This is a genomic window from Bacillus sp. P4_D3 (genome assembly GCF_056401855.1).
In genome coordinates this window covers 1-1,861 of record NZ_JBFUIN010000616.1, presented here as the reverse complement: position 1 = coordinate 1,861, position 1,861 = coordinate 1, and the positions used below count along the sequence as shown (strand labels likewise).

Below are 1,861 nucleotides of genomic sequence, written 5' to 3'. Positions count from 1 at the left end.
GAACGTAGAGATACTTTAGTGGACGGATTCCGTAAATTCGGTTGGAATGTCGATAAACCAGCTGGAAGTATGTTCGTTTGGGCTGAAATTCCGAAAGGATGGACTTCTCTAGATTTCGCTTATGCACTTATGGATCGTGCAAATGTCGTTGTCACACCAGGCCATGCATTTGGTCCTCACGGCGAAGGCTTTGTACGTATTGCACTTGTTCAAGATAAAGTAGTATTACAAGAAGCAGTTGAAAACATTAAAAATAGCGGTATTTTCTCTATTGAAAAAATAGAGGAATTAGTTAAAAATTAATAATAACTCCCCTGCTTAACTTTAGCAGGGGTATTATTATTCCTGGAGGTACGACATGAATATTAAAGATACCCTTCCCCATCGCTATCCATTTTTAATGATCGATAAAATTACAAATGTTAAAGAATCTCAATCAGCTACAGGATACAAACTGATCACAAATAACGAATGGTTTATTAATAAAAATCAAAACTATATGCCTCATATGCTAATTGTAGAAGCACTCGCTCAACTTAGTGCTTTTGTAAGTACAGGAGCATCTGAAGGCCTTGGTTTCCTTTCCTCTTTAGATGGGGTGGAATTTCATGAAAATGCGTATCCCGGTGATAAACTTGACTTACATTATGAATTAACACGTAACAGACGAGGTTTTATTCTTGGGAAAGGAATTGCCTCTGTAAACGGTCAATCAATCGTTACCATTGAAAAGCTATTAATATATCAAGCTGATTAAACATATTACATAGTAAGGAGTAGGAAAATGCGGAATGTTGTTGGTATTGATGCTGGGGGAACATTAACAAAAATTGCTTACTTTAACGAAATGAACAAATTAGTTTTTGAAAAATTTTATTCATATGAACAAAAAAAAATTAAAGAATGGCTTCATAATAATAATTCAATTACACAATTATGCATTACAGGTGGTAAAGCTAAACAGTTAGAACAACTACTTTCAGGTTCATATAAAATAGTAGAATTAAACGAGTTTGAAGCTACTTTAGCAGGCGTACGCTACATACTAAAAGAAGAAAAACGTGCTATAAACAACTTTGTATTAACAAATATCGGTACAGGTACTTCCATTCACTATGTTCACGACAAGCAATACGTTCGCGCTGGGGGAACTGGCGTTGGCGGTGGTACTATTATGGGTCTTTCAAAACTATTAACAAATATAGATCATTTTGAAGATGTGATTCCGCTTACGAATATAGGCTCCAGAAAAAGTCTAGATATTACAGTTGGAGATATTTATGGTGGGATTCTCTCCCCTATTGATAATAACTTAACTGCTAGCAATTTCGGAAAAGCGACCATTACAGATTCAAATTATAGTAGTTCAGATATACTAGCTACCGTTCAAGGACTTGTCGGTGAAGTCGTCACAGCATTAAGCCTTCAATTCGCCGAAGCGAAAAATATTGACCATATCATTTACATCGGTTCTACTCTATGTAATAACGTACATCTTCAAAATATTATAAGTAGCTATACAGAATATCAAAATAAAATACCAATCTTTTTACAAGACGGCGGTTATAGTGGTGCGATTGGTGCTTTACTTCATGGTACGAAATAAAAAAGCTGACTTTTGTCAGCTTTTTTGCAATGGTACTTCAAATTCAATAATTGATTCCCCATTCTCACCAATTCGTTCCACACTAATTCTATTGATTACACAGTWCAACTTCTCATGGAAACTAGGAATATCCTTCGCTATTTCAGTTGCTAACTCAGGGCTACTTTCTCTTCCGACTGTTACATGCGGTATGTATGGAATGTCTCTTTTCAAAAATCGTAATAAGGGGCCTGTATACAATTTATCATGTAGTTT

At 35.3% G+C, this 1,861-nt stretch carries 3 protein-coding genes and 1 pseudogene; 3 read left to right on the top strand and 1 reads right to left on the bottom strand.

Annotated features, from left to right (window positions below; translation table 11 throughout):
• From AC1DTM_RS24790 to coaW, 3 genes are all read left to right on the top strand, one after another.
• Positions 1-303: aminotransferase class I/II-fold pyridoxal phosphate-dependent enzyme (locus tag AC1DTM_RS24790; RefSeq protein ID WP_477001126.1), on the top strand; the 303-nt coding region annotated here is incomplete at its 5' end.
• A 55-nt stretch (positions 304-358) separates the two neighbouring features.
• Entirely contained in the window at positions 359-757 is a 399-nt protein-coding gene (locus AC1DTM_RS24785) for a 3-hydroxyacyl-ACP dehydratase FabZ family protein (protein WP_256415970.1), read from the top strand.
• A 27-nt stretch (positions 758-784) separates the two neighbouring features.
• Entirely contained in the window at positions 785-1,606 is an 822-nt protein-coding gene (gene coaW, locus AC1DTM_RS24780) for a type II pantothenate kinase (RefSeq protein ID WP_256415969.1), read from the top strand.
• A gap of 15 nt (positions 1,607-1,621) precedes the next feature.
• On the opposite strand, the pseudogene AC1DTM_RS24775 reads toward coaW, so the two are convergent.
• A pseudogene (locus tag AC1DTM_RS24775) lies at positions 1,622-1,861 on the bottom strand (2'-5' RNA ligase family protein); the annotation flags it as partial.

Excerpts from the sequence above, each read along its gene's own strand:
- coaW (WP_256415969.1), top strand. The coding sequence starts at position 785 with ATGCGGAATGTTGTTGGTATTGATGCTGGGGGAACATTAACAAAAATT.
- AC1DTM_RS24785 (WP_256415970.1), top strand. The coding sequence starts at position 359 with ATGAATATTAAAGATACCCTTCCCCATCGCTATCCATTTTTAATGATC.